This window comes from Caulobacter sp. FV2ye17ST (assembly GCF_058680955.1).
The window spans coordinates 2,158,962-2,174,238 of sequence record NZ_CM178727.1 but is presented as its reverse complement, the minus strand read 5'-3'; the positions used below and the strand labels follow the sequence as shown (position 1 = coordinate 2,174,238).

The 15,277-nt window shown below is 64.4% G+C and carries 15 protein-coding genes; all 15 read left to right on the top strand.

The annotated features are described in order from the left end of the window. The first annotated feature begins 17 nt into the window (after nt 1-17). The 15 genes from rpsB to lpxB all read left to right on the top strand — a co-directional run bounded on the left by rpsB (nt 18) and on the right by lpxB (nt 15,184). Nucleotides 18-872: a 30S ribosomal protein S2 gene (gene rpsB / locus ACW17V_RS10475; protein WP_492105084.1), complete on the top strand. Its 855-nt coding sequence runs from the start codon at nt 18-20 to the stop codon at nt 870-872. A gap of 97 nt (nt 873-969) precedes the next feature. Beyond that, nucleotides 970-1,908: a translation elongation factor Ts gene (gene tsf, locus ACW17V_RS10470; protein ID WP_492105083.1), complete on the top strand. Its 939-nt coding sequence runs from the start codon at nt 970-972 to the stop codon at nt 1,906-1,908. 240 nt (nt 1,909-2,148) lie between these two features. Continuing rightward, a complete protein-coding gene (pyrH, locus tag ACW17V_RS10465) occupies nt 2,149-2,874 on the top strand; it encodes a UMP kinase (RefSeq protein ID WP_492108782.1) in 726 nt (241 codons plus the stop codon). Between the two features lie 22 nt (nt 2,875-2,896). Beyond that, nucleotides 2,897-3,463 carry a ribosome recycling factor gene (gene frr / locus ACW17V_RS10460; RefSeq protein WP_492105082.1) on the top strand — a complete coding sequence of 189 codons (567 nt, stop codon included), beginning with the start codon at nt 2,897-2,899 and terminating at the stop codon, nt 3,461-3,463. 44 nt (nt 3,464-3,507) lie between these two features. After that, on the top strand, nt 3,508-4,287 hold the full coding sequence (gene uppS / locus ACW17V_RS10455) for a polyprenyl diphosphate synthase (protein ID WP_492105081.1): 780 nt from the start codon (nt 3,508-3,510) through the stop codon (nt 4,285-4,287). After that, a complete protein-coding gene (locus tag ACW17V_RS10450) occupies nt 4,265-5,113 on the top strand; it encodes a phosphatidate cytidylyltransferase (protein ID WP_492108781.1) in 849 nt (282 codons plus the stop codon). Before uppS ends, ACW17V_RS10450 begins: the two co-directional genes overlap by 23 nt. Beyond that, nucleotides 5,101-6,300: a 1-deoxy-D-xylulose-5-phosphate reductoisomerase gene (gene dxr, locus ACW17V_RS10445; RefSeq protein WP_492105080.1), complete on the top strand. Its 1,200-nt coding sequence runs from the start codon at nt 5,101-5,103 to the stop codon at nt 6,298-6,300. Before ACW17V_RS10450 ends, dxr begins: the two co-directional genes overlap by 13 nt. A gap of 19 nt (nt 6,301-6,319) precedes the next feature. After that, entirely contained in the window at nt 6,320-7,804 is a 1,485-nt protein-coding gene (gene rseP / locus ACW17V_RS10440) for an RIP metalloprotease RseP (protein WP_492105079.1), read from the top strand. 17 nt (nt 7,805-7,821) lie between these two features. After that, complete coding sequence (bamA, locus tag ACW17V_RS10435; RefSeq protein WP_492105078.1) at nt 7,822-10,185, top strand: outer membrane protein assembly factor BamA; 2,364 nt, start codon at nt 7,822-7,824, stop codon at nt 10,183-10,185. Nucleotides 10,186-10,187: 2 nt separating this feature from the next. Next, nucleotides 10,188-10,820 (top strand): OmpH family outer membrane protein, encoded by a 633-nt coding sequence (locus ACW17V_RS10430; protein ID WP_492105077.1) that lies wholly within the window; start codon nt 10,188-10,190, stop codon nt 10,818-10,820. A 47-nt stretch (nt 10,821-10,867) separates the two neighbouring features. Further along, complete coding sequence (gene lpxD / locus ACW17V_RS10425; RefSeq protein ID WP_492105076.1) at nt 10,868-11,887, top strand: UDP-3-O-(3-hydroxymyristoyl)glucosamine N-acyltransferase; 1,020 nt, start codon at nt 10,868-10,870, stop codon at nt 11,885-11,887. A gap of 2 nt (nt 11,888-11,889) precedes the next feature. Further along, nucleotides 11,890-12,366 carry a 3-hydroxyacyl-ACP dehydratase FabZ gene (gene fabZ / locus ACW17V_RS10420; protein ID WP_492105075.1) on the top strand — a complete coding sequence of 159 codons (477 nt, stop codon included), beginning with the start codon at nt 11,890-11,892 and terminating at the stop codon, nt 12,364-12,366. Continuing rightward, nucleotides 12,363-13,157 (top strand): acyl-ACP--UDP-N-acetylglucosamine O-acyltransferase, encoded by a 795-nt coding sequence (lpxA, locus tag ACW17V_RS10415; protein WP_492105074.1) that lies wholly within the window; start codon nt 12,363-12,365, stop codon nt 13,155-13,157. Before fabZ ends, lpxA begins: the two co-directional genes overlap by 4 nt. Before the next feature lie 9 nt (nt 13,158-13,166). Further along, complete coding sequence (gene lpxI / locus ACW17V_RS10410; protein ID WP_492105073.1) at nt 13,167-14,009, top strand: UDP-2,3-diacylglucosamine diphosphatase; 843 nt, start codon at nt 13,167-13,169, stop codon at nt 14,007-14,009. Then, the gene (gene lpxB, locus ACW17V_RS10405; RefSeq protein WP_492105072.1) at nt 14,006-15,184 is read left to right on the top strand and encodes a lipid-A-disaccharide synthase; all 1,179 of its coding nucleotides are present in this window, start codon (nt 14,006-14,008) and stop codon (nt 15,182-15,184) included. The genes lpxI and lpxB overlap by 4 nt, the downstream gene beginning before the upstream one ends. The last annotated feature ends 93 nt before the right edge of the window (nt 15,185-15,277 follow it).

The following is a 15,277-nucleotide window of genomic DNA, read 5'->3' as shown; positions in this document are numbered from 1 at the left end:
GAAGGATTATAGGCCCTATGGCGCTTCCCGAATTCTCCATGCGTCAGCTCCTGGAAGCTGGCGCCCACTTCGGCCACCAGACGCACCGCTGGAACCCGAAGATGGACCGCTACATCTTTGGTTCGCGTTCGAACATCCACATCATCGACCTGTCGCAGTCGATTCCGCTCCTGCACCAGGCCCTGGTGAAAGTGCGTGAAGTCGCCGCCGCTGGCGGTCGCGTGCTGTTCGTCGGCACCAAGCGTCAGGCTTCCGATCCGGTCGCCACCGCCGCCAAGCGTTGCGCCCAGTATTATGTGAACCACCGTTGGCTCGGCGGCACGCTGACCAACTGGCGCACCGTTTCCGGCTCGATCGCGCGCCTGCGCGAACTTGAAGGCGTTCTGGGCGGCGACGGCTCGGGCCGTTCCAAGAAGGAACTGCTGCAGCTGACCCGCGAACGCGACAAGCTGGAACTGTCGCTGGGCGGCATCAAGGACATGGGCGGCATTCCCGACATCATGTTCGTGATCGACACCAACAAGGAAGCCATCGCGATCCTTGAAGCCCGCAAGCTGAACATCCCGGTCATCGCGATCCTGGACACCAACTGCGATCCGGACGGCATCACCTATCCGATCCCGGGTAACGACGACGCCGCTCGCGCCCTGCAGCTGTACTGCGACCTGATCGCCGACGCCGTCCTCGACGGTCTGGCCGCCGGCCAGGCCTCGTCGGGCGTCGATCTGGGCGCTTCGGTGGCTCCGATGGAACCGACCCTGGCTCGCGAACTGACCCCCGAGCCGGTGGCTGAAGCCGCTGCTCCGGAGGCCGCTCAAGAAGCGACCGCCGAAGCGATCGAAGCCGTCGCCGAAGAGCCGGCCGCGAGCTGATTTTTCCAGCGGTCGCCTTTGGGGCGACTGTTGTGACCCTGACATGCGACCGGGCTATCAAGCCCGGTCGCTAACCGTTTGAATATGGAGATTTTCCATGGCTGAGATCACGGCTGCGCTAGTTAAAGAACTGCGCGAAAAGTCCGGCGTCGGCATGATGGACTGCAAGAAGGCGCTGCAAGAAAACGCGGGCGACATCGATGCGTCCATCGACTGGCTGCGCGCCAAGGGCCTGTCCAAGGCCGCCAAGAAGGCTGACCGCGTCGCCGCCGAAGGCCTCGTGGGCATCGCCGTTCGCAACGACGGCGCCGGCATGACCGCCGCCGCTGTCGAAGTGAACGCCGAAACCGACTTCCTGGGCCGCAATGAGCTGTTCCAGAACGCCGTCCGCAAGATCGCGGCCGTTGGTCTGGACAATGATGGCGTTGAAGCCATCAGCGCCGGCAAGACCGCTGACGGTGAAGTCGTTGCCGATCTGCTGACCAACCTGATCGCCACCATCGGCGAGAACATGGTCGCCCGTCGCTCGGCGCGCTTCAGCGTCGCCCAGGGCGCCGTGTCGACCTACATCCACAACGCCACCGCGCCGGACCTCGGCCGTATCGGCGTGCTCGTGGCCATCGAAGGCGCAGGCGACCAGGCCAAGATCCTGGAGCTGGGCCGCAAGATCGCCATGCACGTCGCCGCGACCTCGCCGCTCTCGCTGTCGCCGGACGATCTGGACCAGGCCGCGATCGAAAAGGAACGCGCCATCTTCACCGAGCAGGCGCTGGAATCGGGCAAGCCCGCCGCCGTCGTCGAGAAGATGGTCGAAGGCCGCATCCGCAAGTTCCTGGAAGAAGTCGTGCTGCTGAAGCAAGCCTTCGTCATGAACCCGGATCAGACCGTCGAGCAGCTGGTCGCCGAGACCGGAAAAGAACTGGGCTCGCCGCTCACCGTGAAGGGCTTCGTTCGCCTGGCCCTGGGTGAAGGCGTCGAAAAGGCTCCCGTCGGCGATTTCGCCGCCGAAGTCGCCGCCATGGCCGGCCAAGGCTAAGATATCGAGATCCGACCGCGCGCTTTTGGCGAGCCCTCGGGTTTCATATCCTTCTTCAAGGGCGCGGCGCGTTTGACGCGCGCCGCGCCTTTCTTGCGCCTGCCCTCAGGCAAGCGTGGGCCAAATGGTCTCGCTTTGCTCCGTGGTGCGCAAAACCGATCCCACTTTTGACGAACGCGCACTATGTTGCGTGCCGACGACTCAGGAAGAGCCCGGTCCATGTCCGAACCCAGCACCGCCATGCCCAAGCGCTTCCGCCGCGTGCTCCTGAAGGTTTCCGGTGAAGTCCTGATGGGCGATACGCCCTACGGCATCGACACCAACACCGTTCAATCCGTCGCCGAAGACATCGCAGAGATCGTCAAATCGGGCGTTGAGCTGTGTCTGGTCATCGGCGGCGGCAACATCTTCCGCGGCATGGCCGGAGCCGCCAAGGGCATGGAACGCTCCAGCGCCGACTATATGGGCATGCTGGCCACCGTCATGAACGCCCTGGCGATGCAAGACGCGCTTGAGCGCATCGGCGTCTCCACCCGCGTGCAATCGGCGATCCCGATGGCCACGGTCTGCGAGCCCTACATCCGGCGCCGCGCCCAGCGTCATCTGGAGAAGGGCAGGGTAGTGATCTTCGCCGCCGGCACGGGCAATCCCTTCTTCACGACCGACACCGCCGCGGCCCTGCGCGCCGCAGAGATGCAGTGCGACGCGCTGTTCAAGGGCACCAGCGTCGATGGTGTCTACACCGCCGATCCCAAGAAGGACGCCTCGGCCCAGCGCTATGACCGGCTGACCTATATGGACGTGCTGGCCAAGGATCTGCGAGTCATGGACGCTTCGGCCGTCGCCTTGATGCGCGACAGCAATATTCCGATCGTGGTCTTCTCCATCAAGGGGCGTGGCAATCTGCTGAACGTCCTCCGAGGCGAGGGCACGTTTACCGTCGTCGCCCAAGACACCGCCGCCTAACTCAAGCGAAGAGAGCCCAGCCATGGCCGCCGCCGAAAAGCCCGTCCTGTCCCGCTACAAGGAGCGCATGGAGAAATCCGTGCTGGCCCTGAAAGAAGATTTTGCTGGTCTGCGCACCGGTCGCGCCTCGTCCAACCTGCTCGACCAGATCGTCGTCAATGCTTATGGCTCGATGGTGCAGCTCAACACCGTCGCGTCGATCAGTGTGCCTGAGCCGCGCCAGATCAACGTCAATATCTGGGACAAGGGCGTTGTCTCGGCTGTGGAAAAGGCGATCCGAAATTCGGATCTCGGCCTGAACCCGGTCGTCGAAGGCAACAACCTGCGTATCCCGATCCCGCCGCTGACCGAAGAGCGCCGCAAGGACCTCTCCAAGATCGCTGGCAAGTACGCCGAGGCCCAGAAGGTCGCAGTACGGAACATCCGTCGCGACGCGAACGACGACCTCAAGAAGGCCGAAAAGGCCAGCGTCATCAGCGAAGATGAACTGAAAAAGATGGAAACCGAGGTCCAGAAGATGACCGACGAAGCCATCAAGAAGGTCGACGAGGCCTTGAAAATCAAAGAGCAAGAGATCATGCAGGTTTAAGCGCCGACCTGAGTAACGGGGACGGTTAGGGAAGGCTTGAAGCAATGTCGGCGACGACCGGCCTGCAGGATGTTTCGGCGCGCGCTGGGGGCGATGCGTCGAACCGCTCCCTGCATGTGGCCATCATCATGGACGGAAACGGTCGCTGGGCTAAGCGGCGCGGAATGCCGCGCGCGCTGGGTCACCGCGCCGGCGTCAATGCGCTCAAACGCACGGTTGAAGCCGCGCCTGATCTCGGCGTGGGGGTACTGACCGTTTTCGGCTTCTCGACCGAGAACTGGAGCCGGCCCGCGCACGAGGTTTCCGAGTTGATGGGTCTGCTCAAGGCCTATGTCGAATCGGACCTGGAGCGTCTGGCGCGCGAGGGCGTTCGTGTTCGGATCATCGGCCGTCGAACCGGTCTGGCTGCCGACATTCAAGAGATCATCGAGCGCGCCGAGCGCCGTACGGCCAGCAATACGAAGTTCATCTTGCAGGTCGCCTTCAACTACGGTGGTCGCGCCGATATCGCCGACGCCGCGCGTGCCTTTGCTGAGGCTGTCGAGCGCGGCGAGGCCAAGGCTTCCGACCTCGACGAAGCGGCATTCGAGAGACTGTTGTCCACCTCCGCTGCTCCAGCTCCCGACCTGATCGTGCGCACCAGCGGGGAACAGCGAATCTCGAATTTCCTGCTGTGGGAATGCGCCTATGCCGAGCTCGTCTTCCAGGACGTGCTCTGGCCAGACTACGGACCCGAAGCGCTCTCGGCGGCCATCGCAGAATACCGCGGGCGTGACCGACGCTATGGAGGCATTACTGCCGATGACGTCGCCGTCGCCGGCTAAGCGCTTCAACTGGAAAAATCTACGGGTACGGGTGCTTTCAGCCACCGTGCTCGTGCCCACAGTCGTGTCCGCTGTCTGGTTTGGCGGCGTGTGGTTCCTGGCGCTGGTCGCCGTCTGCATCGCGCTGCTCGCCCGCGAGTGGGGCATGATGAGTGCGCCGCGCGCGCCCAGGGGCGTGGCTCTGGCCATAGGTGTTGCGGTTCTGGTGGCGGTCGTGGCCGCGTTCCGCGGACACTACTATCTGACTTGGCCCCTCCTGATCGGCGGTGCGGTCCTGGCCGCGATGATCGCCCGCGGCGCGGTTGAGCGGAGGGTCGACGCGGCCTATGGCGTTATCTACATCGCGCCCGCGTGCATCGCCCTGGTGTGGCTGCGTATCAACGAAGCTGGCCTCAGCTGGACCCTCCTGCTGTTCGCGGTCACCTGGTTTGCTGACATTTTCGCCTTCGTGGTGGGCAGCATTCTGAAGGGACCAAAGCTTTGGCCGAAGTTCTCGCCCAACAAGACCTGGTCCGGTTTTTTTGGCGGGCTTGTAGCGGCTTCGATCGCCGCTGTGGGTATCGAGGCGCTTTCTGAACTGCTGCCGGCCCTGCCGGACATGAACCTGACCTGGCCTGTCGCCGCGCTCATCGGCTTCCTGGGTGGTCTGTCGACGATGATGGGGGACCTCTGGGAGTCGATGCTGAAGCGCCGATTCGGCGTCAAGGATTCAGGCGACCTGATCCCGGGTCACGGCGGCCTGCTGGATCGCGTTGACGGCCTGATGTTCGCCGCGATCGTCATTGCCGGCGTACGCTTGGTCTACCTCTATGGATGGGCCCTTTGACGGCCGTTCGAAGGGTCGTGATTCTCGGCTCAACGGGGTCGATCGGTGTTTCGACCCTGGGACTGTTCGAGGCGGCCGGCGTCGAGGTCGAGATTCTGGCGCTGACGGCCGGTCGCAACGTCGAGCGTTTGATCGAACAGGCGCGCCGCTGGCGTCCCACTGTCGCAGTGATCGAGGACGAGAGTCTGCTCGGCGCTCTGCGCGACGGCTTGAAGAATACAGGCGTTCAATCGGCAGCGGGGGCCGCGGCGATCATCGAGGCCGCGGCCATGGGCGCCGATTGGGTCATGTCGGCGATTGTCGGGGCCGCCGGCCTGGCGCCGACCCTGGCGGCGGCGCGAACGGGGGCGGTCATCGCCCTGGCGAACAAGGAAAGCCTTGTTTGTGCGGGGCCGGCCTTGCTGAGGATCGCGCGCGAGGCGGGGGGATCGGTCATCCCGGTGGATTCCGAGCACTCAGCTATTTTCCAGGTGCTGCAGCCGGCCTGTATCCAGCGTGTATCGCGTTTGATCCTGACGGCTTCCGGGGGACCGTTCCGCACCTGGACGCTACAGCAGATGGCGCTCGCCACGCCTGAACAGGCCGTCGCCCATCCAAATTGGTCGATGGGCGCCAAGATTTCGGTCGATTCCGCATCCATGATGAACAAGGGGCTCGAGATGATCGAGGCCTCCTACCTGTTCGACACTCCGGAAGAGCGCATCGAGGCCGTGATCCACCCGCAATCCGTGATCCACAGCCTGGTGGAGTATGCCGACGGTTCGACCCTGGCCCAGCTTGGTCCGCCGGACATGCGCAGCCCTATCGCCTGCGCCTTCGCCTGGCCTGATCGCTTGCCCTGGCCAGCGCCGCGCCTGGATCTGGCCGCTTATGGCCAACTGACTTTCGAGCAACCCGATCTGGAACGTTTCCCGTCGATTAGCATCGCCCGTGAGGCGATGCGGCTAGGCGGCGGCGCTCCGGCTGCTATGAACGCAGCCAATGAAGTGGCTGTGGCGGCGTTCCTTGACCGTCAGATCGGCTTTCTGGATATTGCCGCCTCGGTGGCGGGGACCCTGGAACGCATGAATAGCCTGGGAGCCCTGATGGAAGCCGACGCCGATCCGGTCGAGAGCGCCATGATGACGGACGCGAGCGCCCGCCGCATTGCGGCCGAGGTTGTACGCCAAGTTCACCGCCACAACTGAAGACGAGAAGAGATCCGACATGCTCGGCTTCATGCAATCGGCGGCCGCCTACATCATTGCCTTCCCACTGGTCATCCTGGTGGTCGTGACTATTCACGAGCTCGGGCACTTCTGGGCGGCCAAGGCGTGCAACGTCGAGATCGAACGGTTCTCCATCGGTTTCGGCAAGGCCATTGTCTCCTGGCGCGACCGCGCCGGTGTCCAGTGGCAGATCGGATGGCTGCCCTTGGGCGGCTACGTGCGTTTTGCTGGCGACGAGAATGCCGCGAGTGTTCCCGATCAGCAGGATCTGGCCAGTCTTCGCACCGCGATCGAACGTCGCGAAGGCAGCGAGGCGGTCAATCGGTACCTGCATTTCAAGCCGCTGTGGCAACGGGCGTTCATTGTCGCCGCAGGGCCCTTGGCCAATTTCGTCCTGGCGATCACGCTGTTTGCCGTTCTGCTTGGCGTGTTTGGCGAGACCGTGCGTCGACCTGTGATCACGGGCGTGAACGCCGGCAGTCCGGCCGCGGCCGCAGGCTTCCGGCAGGGCGACGTGATCATCTCGGCCGACGGCCGCAAGGTGAAGAACTTCGGCGAACTGGACAGCTATGCTCTGCTTCGCAGCGATGTTCCGATCCGTTTCAAGATCGAACGGGAGCAAAAGTCGCTCGAGCTGGTGGCGACGCCGGCGCTCGTCGAAGTTTCGGATGGTTTTGGCGGTAGCCAGAAGGCCGGCATGCTGGGCTTCGGCGCGCCGCCCCTGATCGCCAGCGTCGAGCCGGGCTCGCCTGCCGAGAAGGCCGGTCTGCGGCGCGGCGATTTCATTCAGCGCGCCGATGGCGCCGTGATTGGCAGCTTTGAGGATCTGACCCGCCATGTGGCCGCGCGCGGCGGCAATCCCATCGCCTTTCAGGTCTACCGAGGCGGAGAGACCATCAATCTGGTCGCAACGCCTGCGATGCTGACCCGGCCCGACGCTGACGGGAAGCCGAAGACTCGGATGCTGCTCGGCGTTGCCGGCGGCCTGCCCAGCAGCGATATCCAGCGCGTGCGTTACAACCCCATTGAGGCGCTCGCCGGCGGCGTCGCTCGCACGTGGGATGTGCTTGAAACCACGGTGTACTATCTGGGCCGGGTTATTCGTCTGGAGGTCTCGGCCGAACAGATCAGCGGTCCGATCGGCATCGCAAAGACCTCGGGTCAACTGGCCCAGGCCGGCGCAGCGGGCGCGACCGACTTTCCATCGATGTTGCTGGGTTCTGCGGTTGCGCTGATCTGGCTATCGGCGATCCTTTCCGTCAGCGTCGGCTTCATGAATCTGTTGCCCATTCCCGTTTTGGATGGCGGGCATCTGTTGTTCTACGCCTATGAAGCCATCGCCAGGAGGCCGCTCGGCGCGCGTCTTCAGGCGGCAGGCTATAGGGTTGGTCTTGCGCTGTTGCTGAGTTTCATGTTGTTCGCGACCTGGAATGATCTGCAGCGCCTAAGCGTCTTCAAATTTTTCGGCGGACTGTTCTCTTGAGCTGTCGCCTTCCGTCCATGATTGGTCCCATGAACAAAATTCGCGCCCATAGCGCCGCGTTCGCCACCGGTGTGGCGCTTCTCTTCGGTTCGACCGCTATGGTCGCGCCCGCCGCGGCTTTCGCCCAGGCGGCGCAGACCAGTGTCGTGCAGCGGATCGTCGTGCAGGGCAACGAGCGGATCGAGCAGGGCACCGTGATGTCCTATCTACCGATCCAGCCGGGCGACACGGTGGACGCTGCGCGTCTCGACCTGGCGCTGAAGACCCTGGCCCGCACCGACCTCTTCGCCGATGTGAAGATCGAAATGTTGTCGGGCGACCTGATCGTGAAGGTCGTCGAGAACCCGATCATCAATCAGGTAGTCTTCGAGGGGAACTCATCCCTGAAGGAAGACAAGCTGAAGGACGAAGTCCAGATCCGTCCGCGCGGCATCTTCACACGCGCCAAGGTCCAGGCCGACGTTCAGCGCATCATCGAGCTTTACCGCCGTTCGGGCCGCATCTCGGCGACCGTGACGCCCAAGGTCGTGGAACTGCCGCAAAAGCGCGTCGATCTGGTGTTCGAGATCAACGAAGGCCCCAAGAGCGGCGTGCTGGGCATCAACTTCCTGGGCAATTCCGAGTATTCGGACAACGATCTGCGCGACGTGATCGTGACCAAGGAGTCGCACTGGTACAAGTTCCTGACCAGCAACGACAACTATGACCCCGACCGGATCGAGTACGACCGCGAACAACTGCGCAAGCACTATCGCAACCGGGGTTATTTCGACTTCCGCGTCGTTTCGTCGATGGCTGAACTGGCGCCGGACAAGAACGGCTTCGCGGTCACCTACACCCTGGATGAAGGCCCGAAGTACAAGTTCGGCAAGATCACGGTCGAGACCGAACTCAAAAAGCTTGATGGGACGCTGCTGGCCCAGATCCTGCCGGTCCGCACGGGTCAGCTCTATGAAGATGAGCGCATCGAGCAGGCGACCGACGCCCTGACCTTCGCAGCGGGCGCCGCCGGCTTCGCCTTCGTGGACGTTCGCCCTCGCTATGTGCCTAACCGCGAAACCAACACTGTTGACGTGGTCTTCCAGGTTCGCGAAGGGCCACGCGTTTACGTCGATCGCATCGACATCGTCGGCAATACGGCGACACTCGACTATGTGGTGCGCCGTGAACTGGAAGTGGCCGAGGGCGACGCCTATAATCGCGTCCTGGTTGATCGCTCCAAGAACAATATTCGTCGTTTGGGCTTCTTCAAGGAAGTCGAGATCGAGGAAATTCCCGGCAGCGCGCCCGACAGGACGGCGCTGCGTGTCAAGGTGGAAGAGCAACCGACCGGTGAGCTGTCGTTCAGCGCCGGCTATAGTTCGGTCGACAAGCTGGTGCTCGATGTCGGTGTGACGCAGCGGAATTTCCGCGGTCGCGGCCAGAACATGCGCGGACGGATCTCGGTCGGCTCGCTGCGTCAGCAGATCGATTTCGCTTTCACCGAGCCGCGTTTCCTGAACCGTAACCTAGTGGCGGGCGTCGACGTCTATTCGTTCCGCTATGACCTGAGCGACTACGCCGCCTATGACACCCGGTCGCTGGGCGGCAATGTCCGCGTTGGCTTCCCGCTAACCCAGAACGCCTCGATGAGCATGCGTTATACGCTGCGCCGCGACGAAGTTAGCGTCTCAGACGGTCTGTGCGACAGTGGCTCTGTTTCGCAGATCCTCTGCCTCCAGCGCGGCGCTTACATGACGTCGCTGGTCGGCTATGGCCTGCGGATCGACAAGCGTAACGACCCGATCCAGCCCACGCGCGGCTGGTTCGCCGACCTGAACCAGGATCTGGCCGGCTTCGGTGGCGATGTGAAGTACCTGAAGACCGAAACCGATGCCGGTTGGTACTGGGGCTTCAACAAGGACTTCATCTTCAGCGCCACGGGTTCGGCCGGCTATATCGAGGGCTGGGGCGGCGACAACGTCCGCATCAATGACCGCTTCTACAAGGGCGGCACCAACTTCCGCGGCTTCGAGACGGCGGGTATCGGCCCACGCGACATCTCGACCCAGAGCAACTCGATGGGCGCCAAGCTTTACGCGATCGGCACCTTCGAGCTGACCGTTCCGACGCTTCTGCCCGAGCAGTACGGCATCAAGGCCGCAGTGTTCAGCGACTTCGGTACGGCCGGCTTGCTTGATGACGTAGATCGCCAGTCCTCGACGGGCGTGTTCGATCCGAACATCCGCGACAACCTCGGCCTTCGCGCGTCGGCGGGTATCAGTATCGACTGGAAGTCGCCCATGGGTCCTATCCGGTTCGACTTCAGCAAGATCCTCTCCAAGGAAGATTACGACCGGACCGAAACGTTCCGGTTCTCCACCTCCACAAGGTTCCAATGATCATGACTTCCAAGTTCCTGTTCGCGGCCGCTTCCGGCGTTGTCGCCATCGCAATGTCGACCAGCGCCCTGGCCCAGACGGCTCCGGCCGCCGCGCCCGCGATCTCGCACGGCGCCCCGATCGCAGGCGTCTGCATCTTCTCAAGCCAGCGCGCCGTGGGCTCCTCGGCTGTCGGCAAGGCCGTCGACGCCCGCCTGAAGACCATCATCGCGCAGGTGAACGCCGAACTGACCGGCGAACGCACCACGCTGGACAACGAAGCCAAGGCGCTGGATGCCAAGAAGGCCACGATGGATCAGGGCGCGCTCGAGCAACAGGCCGCTGGCCTGCAGGTCAAGGCCAACGCCTGGCAGCGCAAGGGCCAACTGCGCCAGAAGGAAGTCGAAGCCACCGAGCAGAAGGCCCTGTCGCGCGTCTATCAAGAGCTCGATCCGGCTATCAAGCAGGTCTATCAGCAGCGCACCTGCGGCATCCTGATGGACCGCGAGTCGGTGTTGTTGGCCAATCCGGCCATGGACATCACCGACGCCGTGGTGGTTGCCCTTGACGCTCGCATCAAGACGCTGACCTTCGATCGCGAACGTCTGGACCAACCGGCCGCCGGCGCTCAAGCTCTGACGCCGACCAAGAAGTAAGCGAGTCGGCCCGCGCCTTGCGCCGGGCAATTCGCCGAGAGGACTAGATGCCGGACCCGCGATTTTTCGATGACATGGGTCCGGCGTCACTCCAGGAGCTGGCGCGTCTTGGCAGGGCCGAACTGGCCGACGCCAGTCTCGGGTCTCGCGCCATCGCCCACGTTGCACCGCTTGACGCCGCGGACGGGCGAGCCGTCAGTTTCTTTTCCGACGCCAAACGTCGTGACGCAGCCGCCGCTACGCAGGCCGGGGCCTGTTTCGTTCGCCCCGAGCACCGCGATCTGCTCGCGCCAGGTTGCGCGGCGCTGTTGACGGCGCATCCGCAGGCCGCCTGGGCCGCCGCCGCGACACGGCTGCATTCGCCCCGCCGGCATGAACCGCTGTCGGCGTCCATCCATCCCGACTGTGAGCTGGAAGACGGCGTCAGGTTGTCCCCCGGCGTTACTGTGGGGCAGGGGGCGAGAATCGGTCGCGGGACCCATCTGTCGCCGGGCGCCGTCATCGGTCCGGGCGTTACTATTGGCCGCGATTGCCTGATCGGGCCCAACGCGGTGATTGGTTTTGCGATCATTGGCGACCGGGTCAGCATTCATGCCGGCGCTGTGATCGGCGAGGCCGGTTTCGGGGCCGCTGGCGGCCCGCGCGGCGTGGTCGATCTTCCGCAGCTGGGCCGGGTAGTGATCCAGGACGGCGTCACTTTGGGCGCAAACAGCTGCATCGACCGGGGTGCCTTTGCCGATACGACGATTGGCGAGAACACCAAGATCGACAATCTGGTGCACGTCGCGCACAACGTCCGTCTGGGTCGCAATTGCGTGCTGGCGGCCTATACAGGGCTTTCCGGCAGCACCGTTGTTGGCGACGGCGTCGCGTTCGGCGGCAAGGCTGGCGTTGCGGATCATTTGACCATCGGCTCGGGAGCGAGCATTGGCGCGTCGGCGTCGGTGTTCAAGGACGTGCCCGCGGGCGAAACATGGACAGGGTTTCCGGCGCGGCCGCTCAAGCGGTGGCTCCGAGAGACCGCATGGCTGTCACGCATGGCGGGCGGCCGGGGAACAAGGGGCTAAGTATGGGCCAAGACGTCGCCGAACCGGCGCAAACCGATATCGACATCGCCGAAATCCTGGCCAGGATTCCGCACCGCTATCCCTTCCTTCTGGTCGATCGCGCGGAAGACTACCGCCCGCACAAATCGATCGTCGGCATCAAGTGCGTGACGATGAACGAACCGTTCTTCCAGGGGCACTTCCCGGGGAACCCGGTTATGCCGGGCGTTCTGATCATCGAGGCCATGGCTCAGACGGGCGCCGTGCTGATGAGCAAATCGCTTGAGGTCGACACCGAGGGCAAGACCATCTTCTTCATGTCGGTCGACAATGCCCGCTTCCGCAATCCGGTGCGCCCCGGCGACGTGATCCGCATGGAGGTCGAGGTGACCCGCTCGCGCTCGACCATCTTCAAGTTCAAGGGCGTGGCCAAGGTGAACGACAAGGTCGCCGCCGAAGCCGAGTTCGCCGCCATGGTGGTGGAGACGCCGACCAAATGAGCCAGATTCATCCAACCGCCATCGTCGATCCCGGCGCGAAGCTGGCGGCCGATGTCGAAATCGGTCCGTTCAGCATCGTCGGACCGGACGTGACCCTGGCGACCGGTGTGCGTCTGATGTCTCACGTCGTGATCGAAGGCGTCACGACCCTCGGCGAGGGGTGCGTCGTGCATCCGTTCGCCAACCTCGGCGGCCCGCCCCAGCACCTGGGGCACAAGGGCGAGAAGACCGAGCTGCTGATTGGTCCGCGCAACATCATCCGCGAACACGTCACCATGCACACCGGCACCGCGTCGGGCAAAGGCGTGACGACGGTGGGCTCCGATGGCCTCTACATGGTCGGCTCGCACATCGCTCACGACTGTTCGGTCGGCGATCACGTGGTGATGGCCAAGGGCGCGACCCTGGGCGGTCACGTCGCGATCGGTGATTTCGTATTCATGGGCGGCCTGGCGGCGGCTCACCAGTTCAGCCGCATCGGCCGCTACAGCTTCATCGGCGGTTTGGCCGCGGTGACCAAGGACGTGATCCCCTATGGCTCGGTATGGGGCAACCACGCCCATCTCGAGGGCCTGAACCTGGTAGGCTTGAAGCGTCGCGGCTTCTCGCGTGAGACGATCAACGCCCTGCGCGCCGCCTATCGCCTGTTGTTCGCCGACGAGGGCACCTTCCAGGAGCGCCTGGACGACGTCGCCGAGATCCACGCGGGCAATGTCGAGGTGATGGAGATCGTCGACTTCATCCGCTCCGACAGCAACCGTCCGCTTTGCCTGCCCGAGCGCGAGGTCTAGGCTTCCCTGATGCGCAAGCTTGGCCTGATCGCCGGCGGGGGCGCGCTGCCCGTCGAACTGGCGGCCCACTGCGAGGCCGCAGGGCGTCCGTTCGCGGTGATGCGTCTCAGGAGCTTCGCCGACGCAGCTCTGAGCCGCTATCCCGGCATGGAGGTCGGGCTTGGCGAATTCGGCAAGGTGTTCAAGGCGTTGAAGGCCCAGGGCTGCGAGGTCGTGTGTTTCGCCGGCACGGTCAATCGCCCGGATTGGTCGGCCCTGATGCCGGACCTGCGCGGCGTGAAGGTCATTCCGGGTCTGATTCAGGCTGCTCGGCGGGGTGATGACGCCCTGCTGCGCCGGGTGCTGGATGAGTTCGAAACCGAAGGCTTCGCCATCGAGGGCGCCCACGAGGTACGGGGCGAGATGACCTTGCCGGCCGGCGTGCTGGGCGCCCATGCGCCTCGCCCCCAGGATCAGCACGACATCGAGCGCGCCCTGCTGGTGGCCCGCGAGATCGGCAAGCTGGACGTAGGGCAGGGCGCCGTGGTCTGCGAGGGCCTAGTGCTGGCGGTGGAGGCCCAGGAGGGCACCGACTCCATGCTGCGCCGCGTGGCCGATCTTCCCCAAGCCATTCGCGGCACCGCGGAGCGCCGTCGCGGCGTGCTGGCCAAGGCTCCCAAGCCGATCCAGGAGACCCGCGTCGATCTGCCGACCATCGGCGTCGCCACCCTGCAGCGCGCCGCGCGGGCCGGCCTGGCCGGCATTGTCGGCGAGACGGGCAACCTTCTGGTGGTCGACCGCGCCGCGGTGATCGCCTGCGCCGATGATCTGGGCCTGTTCGTGCTGGGGGTCGAGCCGGGGAGCCTGGGATGACCCGCTCGCTGACCGTCATGCTGGTGGCCGCCGAGGCCTCCGGAGACGCTCTGGGCGCCGGCTTGGCCAAGGCTCTGAAGCGACGCCTGGGCGATGACGCGGTTAATTTCGTCGGCGTCGGCGGCGCCAAGATGGCGGCCGAGGGCGTCGACAGCCCCTTCGATATCGCCCAGCTGTCGATCATCGGCATCGTCGAGAGCCTGAGGGCCTATCCGCGCGCCATGGCCCGGCTGAAGGACACTCTGGCCTTGGCGCAGCGGGAAAAGCCCGACGTGGCCGTCCTGATCGACAGCTGGGGCTTCAACATCCGCCTGGCCCAGGCGCTGCGTCGCCAGCGACCTGATCTGCCGCTGGTCAAGTATGTCGCCCCGCAGGTCTGGGCCTATCGCGCCGGTCGCGCCAGGAGCCTGGCCAAGGCGGTGGACTTCCTGCTGTCGATCCAACCGATGGACAAGCCGTTCTTCGACAAGACGGGTCTCGAGAGCGTCTTCGTCGGTAATTCGGCCCTGGCCAGGGATTTTAGCAAGGCCGAACCGGCCCGCTTGCGCGGGGTGATCGGTTTGAGCGCCGACCAGCCGATTTTGCTGGTGTTGCCCGGCAGTCGTCCATCCGAGATCGAGCGCGTGATGCCGGCCTTCGAAGACGCCGTGCGAAGACTGAAGGCCGATCGCCCAAACCTTGCCGTGGTCGTCCCCGCCGCCTCCACCGTCGCTGACGCCGTGAAGGCGCGCGTGGCGGGATGGCCGTTTCGGGCGCATGTGATCGAGGACGAGGCCCTTAAGGACGACGCCATGGTCGCTGGAACGGTCGCCCTGGCCTGCAGCGGAACCGTGACGACCGAGCTCGCCCTGGCTGGTTGTCCGATGGTTGTGGGCTACCGCACCGGCGCGGTGACCTATGGCCTGCTGAAGATGCTGTTCAAGCCGCGCTGGGTCACCCTGTTCAACATCGCGGCCGGCAAGGCTGTGGCGCCGGAATATCTGCAGAAAGCCCTGCAGGGCGAGGCGCTCGCAAAGGCCATCGTTGTTCGCCTTGACGACGCGGGCCTGCGCGCGCGGCAGATCGCCGAGCAGAGCGCCGCGCTTGAGCGAATGGGGCGTGGAATGCCCGACCCGTCGGAGGCCGCAGCCGAGGCCCTGCTGGCCTTCCTTGCCAAGGCGCGGCCAGCGACCTGACGCGGCCCGGCAGCCCTGCGAGCCTCGCCGTGAATCGCTTGGAACAGCTGGGTGTCGAGACGGACTCGGACTATTCTGCCCTTCGTGACCCTC

Excerpts from the sequence above, each read along its gene's own strand:
- uppS (WP_492105081.1), top strand. The coding sequence starts at position 3,508 with ATGTCGGCGACGACCGGCCTGCAGGATGTTTCGGCGCGCGCTGGGGGC.
- frr (WP_492105082.1), top strand. The coding sequence starts at position 2,897 with ATGGCCGCCGCCGAAAAGCCCGTCCTGTCCCGCTACAAGGAGCGCATG.
- fabZ (WP_492105075.1), top strand. The coding sequence starts at position 11,890 with ATGGGCCAAGACGTCGCCGAACCGGCGCAAACCGATATCGACATCGCC.
- rseP (WP_492105079.1), top strand. The coding sequence starts at position 6,320 with ATGCTCGGCTTCATGCAATCGGCGGCCGCCTACATCATTGCCTTCCCA.
- dxr (WP_492105080.1), top strand. The coding sequence starts at position 5,101 with ATGGGCCCTTTGACGGCCGTTCGAAGGGTCGTGATTCTCGGCTCAACG.
- lpxI (WP_492105073.1), top strand. The coding sequence starts at position 13,167 with ATGCGCAAGCTTGGCCTGATCGCCGGCGGGGGCGCGCTGCCCGTCGAA.
- lpxA (WP_492105074.1), top strand. The coding sequence starts at position 12,363 with ATGAGCCAGATTCATCCAACCGCCATCGTCGATCCCGGCGCGAAGCTG.
- tsf (WP_492105083.1), top strand. The coding sequence starts at position 970 with ATGGCTGAGATCACGGCTGCGCTAGTTAAAGAACTGCGCGAAAAGTCC.
- ACW17V_RS10430 (WP_492105077.1), top strand. The coding sequence starts at position 10,188 with ATGACTTCCAAGTTCCTGTTCGCGGCCGCTTCCGGCGTTGTCGCCATC.
- lpxB (WP_492105072.1), top strand. The coding sequence starts at position 14,006 with ATGACCCGCTCGCTGACCGTCATGCTGGTGGCCGCCGAGGCCTCCGGA.
- rpsB (WP_492105084.1), top strand. The coding sequence starts at position 18 with ATGGCGCTTCCCGAATTCTCCATGCGTCAGCTCCTGGAAGCTGGCGCC.
- pyrH (WP_492108782.1), top strand. The coding sequence starts at position 2,149 with ATGCCCAAGCGCTTCCGCCGCGTGCTCCTGAAGGTTTCCGGTGAAGTC.
- ACW17V_RS10450 (WP_492108781.1), top strand. The coding sequence starts at position 4,265 with ATGACGTCGCCGTCGCCGGCTAAGCGCTTCAACTGGAAAAATCTACGG.
- lpxD (WP_492105076.1), top strand. The coding sequence starts at position 10,868 with ATGCCGGACCCGCGATTTTTCGATGACATGGGTCCGGCGTCACTCCAG.
- bamA (WP_492105078.1), top strand. The coding sequence starts at position 7,822 with ATGATTGGTCCCATGAACAAAATTCGCGCCCATAGCGCCGCGTTCGCC.